At 36.3% G+C, this 5,694-nt stretch carries 5 protein-coding genes; 3 read left to right on the top strand and 2 right to left on the bottom strand.

The window, feature by feature from the left end:
- From mgtE to ppa, 3 genes are all read left to right on the top strand, one after another.
- Positions 1-954: magnesium transporter (gene mgtE, locus ACFIO3_RS07835; protein ID WP_375704283.1), on the top strand; the 954-nt coding region annotated here is incomplete at its 5' end.
- A 1,271-nt stretch (positions 955-2,225) separates the two neighbouring features.
- Positions 2,226-4,052 (top strand): translational GTPase TypA, encoded by a 1,827-nt coding sequence (gene typA, locus ACFIO3_RS07830; RefSeq protein ID WP_375606747.1) that lies wholly within the window; start codon positions 2,226-2,228, stop codon positions 4,050-4,052.
- 68 nt (positions 4,053-4,120) lie between these two features.
- Positions 4,121-4,651, top strand: a complete 531-nt coding sequence (gene ppa / locus ACFIO3_RS07825; protein WP_375704282.1) for an inorganic diphosphatase — start codon at positions 4,121-4,123, stop codon at positions 4,649-4,651.
- A 52-nt stretch (positions 4,652-4,703) separates the two neighbouring features.
- Here the strand turns inward: ppa and ACFIO3_RS07820 are convergent, their stop codons facing one another.
- Positions 4,704-5,018: a DUF167 domain-containing protein gene (locus tag ACFIO3_RS07820; protein ID WP_375606745.1), complete on the bottom strand. Its 315-nt coding sequence runs from the start codon at positions 5,016-5,018 to the stop codon at positions 4,704-4,706.
- Between the two features lie 22 nt (positions 5,019-5,040).
- Positions 5,041-5,334: a YggT family protein gene (locus ACFIO3_RS07815; RefSeq protein ID WP_375610568.1), complete on the bottom strand. Its 294-nt coding sequence runs from the start codon at positions 5,332-5,334 to the stop codon at positions 5,041-5,043.
- Positions 5,335-5,694: the final 360 nt, after the last annotated feature.

The raw sequence follows: 5,694 nt of genomic DNA, 5'->3' as shown, positions 1-5,694 counted from the left end.
AACTGGACCATACAAAAAACTTTGGATCACATTCGTGAAGTCGAGCGAACACGTGAAACAGTTTATACCAGCTATGTGATTGATCCTAAAACAGGTACTCTTCTCAAAGCTGTTTCACTGCGTAACCTTATTCTTGCCTCACCTGATGAACAAATTCTTAATGTCCCTACCCATGACTCACCCATTACAATATCGCCCTTCACACATCATGAAGATATCGCACGCCTTTTCCAACGCCATGATCTTCTCTCTGTGCCTGTAGTTGATGAAAGTAACCATGTCATTGGCATTGTAACCGTTGATGACGTGCTTGATACTATGGTCGATGAGATGAATGAAGATGCCTATAAATTTGGGGGTATGGAAGCGCTTAATAAGCCCTATATGCAAATTAAGTTTCCTGAAATGATGAAAAAACGTGGCGGGTGGCTCGCTTTACTCTTTATCGGTGAAATGCTGACAGCAAGCGCTATGCAGCATTTCGAAACAGAACTCGAAAAAGCGATTATTCTTACACTGTTCATACCTCTCATTATGAGCTCAGGAGGAAATTCCGGCTCACAAGCTACATCCCTTATTATCCGTGCATTGGCTTTACGTGAACTCACATTAAAAGACTGGTGGAAAGTTATTATTCGTGAAATTCCAACAGGATTATCCCTTGGTCTCTTACTCGGAATTATTGGTGTTACGCGCATTGCTCTTTGGCAAAAACTGGGTATCTACGACTATGGCCAACATTGGATTGCTATTTCGACAACAGTGGGTACAGCTTTAGTTGGAATCGTTACCTTTGGTTCTCTTTCTGGATCTATGTTGCCTTTTATTCTTAAAGGTTTAAAATTTGATCCAGCAAGTGCTTCTGCTCCTTTTGTGGCAACTTTAGTAGATGTCATGGGCATTATAATCTATTTTTCTGTAGCTTCCCTCATTTTGTCAGGAACTCTCCTTTAAACATGTAAAGTAAAAACTCTTACTTATGGAAAAATCTTGTCATGTAACCTAAGATTCTTTCCATAAGAGAATAAGCTTTATTATTTATTTTTCTAGCGCACCGCTCTATAGATAATTTATTATTTTTTTTGAATAACAGCTCCGAGTAGCGTAATTTCACCTCATCATAAAGCTTCTCATATTAAATCGATTAAAGTCATCTTCTTGCCAGTCACAAACGAGATCGGTGTATGGCTAAAAACTATTCAAGAAAAAATAAAATACTTCTTATATCATCTCTCTCTCGTATCAAAAACTGGCGCAATATTGACAGCTGAGAAAGAATAATAATAGATGATACTCAACAAGCTTTATATTTCTTCACAAAGGCGTTAATAGTATACTATTCGCGTATGTTATATCATTTATGAGCCCTATCATGGAATGGATGTAGTGTACATTAAGCGATCTCTCTTAAGTACATGAATATGCAACAAAAAGTATATTCTGTTTAAAGTGTTCTGTTTGGCATGAAAAGCATACTCCTATTAGAGAATGCAATTAACAAAAAAGTGTAAGGCAATGCACTATCTCCATGGTTTAAAAAATATTACTTTAGATGCTTTTGAAATCATAAATTGGATTAACGGCAAAAATGGGAATTTTCTTTGGATACCTTCATATTCTTTCTAAATAAGACTGTATTCCGGGTTCATAAATAAATCAAAAGATATAACTCTTGCCCTAATCTGGCATACAAAAGCTAGAACTTCTTATAAAATTCTTAATCGTCTCAATATTTACCTCAAATACACGATTGCATTAGATCTGGATTTTGATTGACAAGTTATTGAATAAGAAAAAGCTTTATTTAGAATAAAAATATTGTAAAATTGTCAATAAATTGGCTATGGATTGAGAGATATTCCGGATTTTTATCAGTCTCTTTGCAAAACAACAACAACAATACCGCTAGCTTTATACTTACTTACTCTTACAAGAATTCATATAAATTTCTTGTGTCATATTGATAAAAATCAAATTGACTGTGATTTTTGGGATAATTCTTAGCTCGAGAATAGAACATACGTATTATAAAAAATTTTTACGAAGCTTCAGAAATTGAAGCTCAATAGAGCCTTAAAGACTTGGATAAATAGTTTTGCCATAAAAATATTGCCTCCATCTTCCAAAATTATAAAAAAACATGTAAAAGGTTTTCTAATAATCAGGCAAAGAATGTAAAGACTTTGCCTCAAATGAAATTTCATTAAACGAAAAGAAGAAAATTTATGCAATTGCGTAACATTGCCATCATTGCCCACGTTGACCATGGGAAAACAACGCTTGTAGACGGGCTTCTCAAGCAATCAGGAAACTTCCGTGATAATCAACGTACAAGCGAACGTATGATGGATTCAAACGATATTGAGAAAGAACGCGGAATTACAATCCTAGCGAAAGTGACATCTGTTGTTTGGAAAGATACTCGAATTAATATTGTTGATACACCAGGACACGCTGACTTTGGTGGAGAAGTTGAACGCATCCTCAATATGGTTGATGGAGCCATCGTCCTTGTTGATGCAGCTGAAGGACCAATGCCACAAACAAAATTTGTCGTTGGCAAAGCATTGAAAGTAGGTTTGCGCCCTATTGTTGCTATTAATAAAATTGACCGACCTGATGCACGCGTTGATGAAGTTATTAATGAGGTTTTTGACCTTTTCGCTGCTCTTGACGCAACTGATGAACAGCTTGATTTTCCCATTCTTTATGGTTCAGGACGCGATGGATGGATGGCTGAAGCCCCCGAGGGACCAAAAGATCAAGGATTAGGTCCTTTATTTGATCTTGTAACGCGGCATGTTCCTTCCCCTAGCGTCGCAGAAGGCCCGTTCCGCATGATTGGAACTATTCTTGAAGCGGATCCGTTTTTGGGACGAATTATTACAGGTCGTATTCATTCCGGCTCTCTAAAACCCAATCAAAATGTCAAGGTTCTGGGACAAGATGGAAAACTTTTAGAAACTGGGCGGATTTCAAAAATTCTAGCATTTCGTGGTCTAGAACGGCAACCTATTGAAGAAGGAAGTGCTGGTGATATTGTTGCGATTGCAGGTCTGCAAAAAGGTACCGTCGCTGATACTTTCTGTGATCCTACGGTTAATGAACCCCTTACTGCCCAACCAATTGATCCTCCTACTGTGACGATGAGTTTTCTCGTCAACGATAGCCCCCTTGCAGGAACTGAAGGCGATAAAGTAACAAGTCGTGTCATTCGTGACCGATTGTTAAAAGAAGCAGAAGGCAATGTCGCTCTTAAAATTGAAGAATCAGCCGATAAAGATTCTTTCTACGTTTCAGGACGAGGAGAATTACAGCTTGCAGTTCTTATTGAAAATATGCGCCGTGAAGGATTTGAGCTTAGTGTTTCACGTCCACGTGTTGTTATGCAAAAAGATGAAAATGGAACAATTCTTGAGCCAATCGAAGAAGTTGTTATCGATGTCGATGAAGAATATTCCGGTACTGTTGTACAAAAAATGTCTGAACGTAAGGGTGAAATGGTAGAATTACGTCCTTCTGGAGGTCATCGTGTCCGCCTTGTCTTTTACGCCCCAACTAGAGGACTTATTGGTTATCAATCTGAACTTTTAACGGACACACGTGGTACAGCAATTATGAATCGCCTTTTCCATGCTTATGAACCTTATAAAGGAGACATTGCTGGTCGCGTTAATGGTGTTATGATTTCTAATGACAACGGTGAATCTGTTGCTTATGCTCTTTTTAATCTTGAAGATCGTGGACCTATGATCATTGATGCAGGTGTGAAAGTCTATCAAGGTATGATTATTGGCATCCACTCACGCGATAATGACTTAGAAGTTAATGTGTTAAAAGGAAAAAAACTTACTAATATGCGCGCTTCCGGAAAAGATGAAGCGGTAAAGTTAACGCCTCCCATTAAAATGACATTAGAACGTGCCTTATCATGGATACAAGATGATGAACTTGTGGAGGTAACCCCTAAAAATATTCGTCTCCGCAAACTCTATCTTGATCCCAATGAACGTAAACGTTTTGAAAAAACACGTGCATCAATTTCAAGTTAATTTCATAATCTCTTTGGTAAAATATTTAATTGTATTGAGCCTCACTATATTCCAGAAAGGATGTCTCTATGAATATTAAGGAAATACCCGTAGGCAAAAATCCACCAGAAGATATTAACGTTATTGTGGAAGTCTCTCTTGGTGGTCAGCCAATAAAATATGAGATGGATAAAAAGTCGGGTGCATTATTTGTTGACCGTTTTCTTCATACATCGATGGTTTATCCTGGAAATTACGGTTTTGTCCCTCATACGCTTTCAGATGATGGTGATCCTATTGATGTCCTTATCTGTAATACCCGTCCACTTATACCTGGTTGTGTTATCAATGTTCGCCCCATCGGAGCTCTAATGATGGAAGATGATGGTGGTAAAGATGAAAAAATTATTGCCATTCCCACGACAAAATTAACAAAACGCTATATCAATATTCATGACTATACAGATCTGCCCGAGATTACACTCAAACAAATTGAATATTTCTTCAAGCATTATAAAGATCTGGAACCTGGAAAATGGGCTAAAATTGAAGGATGGCGTGATAAAAACTTTGCTCATGAATTAATTAAGCAAGCTGTTGAGCGCAATAAAAAAGTATAACGATTTTAATAAAATAAAGCCTATAAAAAATAGGCTTTGTTCTTTATTTTTTCTACGAGATGCAATCTCTAAAGGATTGCCATATCTGCTTTAGCTCTTCTAAATGTGTTGAAAAGTAAAGTTGTTTGTAGCGAGATATTGCGCCGCTTTTCAGAGAAATAGAAGAAGATGGGATTTTCCACTGCTTCGCAAGAAATTTAATGAGAGCTTTATTCGCTTTTCCATCTTCAGGAACAGCACGAAGGCGTATAACCAGATATTGCTTTTCACCATCCCTACATTCAACCCCTATTATTTTGTCAACAGATGATTTGGGAATGAGATATACAAATAAAATCAAGTTATTTTTATCAACTTGATAAAACATGTATTCGCCTCAAGTAACATTTCTATACATACATGTTTGCGTAAACACGCCACATAAAAGTACGAATAAAATAAATAATAACGAACACTATAATAGGTGAAATATCAATTGTTCCCAAATTTGGTAAAATTTGCCGGATACGGCTTAGAACGGGATTTGTAAGACGATATAGAAAGCTTCCTATCAAAACAACAAAGCGATTGCGTGAATTTATGATATTAAAGACATAAAGCCAAGAAAAAATGACACTAGCGATTAAAATATCAATATAAATCTCAAAAATCAAATCAATCGTTCGAAGCAATGCATAAATCATGCGTCATCCCTTTCAATCAAGGAAACAGAAGAGCGTATAGAAAACCTTCATTAAAGCAGGCCTGTGTATCAAAAAATGGTTTTATATTTCAATACTCTTTTTTCTTGAATAAAAACCAGACATCTAAATTCTTCATCTCTCTATTTAATGACGATGCAGTTAGAAAACAAATATCAAAAGTAAAAATAGCACATAAAATAGAAGAAACGGCAAAAAATCTGAATATCCCTTATAGGATTAATCTTAAATCTCATCGTTTTAATTATTAATTATAAAAAACAAACAAACTAAAAGCGGCCTTTAAAAGGCCGTTTTTAGTTTTAAAATTATTTTTGCAAAGCAGTCAAACGATTAAGAGCA

Source organism: Bartonella sp. AD328YNZD, from assembly GCF_042196425.1.
Note: the sequence above shows the minus strand (reverse complement) of the source record. Positions and strands in the feature narration are given on the sequence as shown.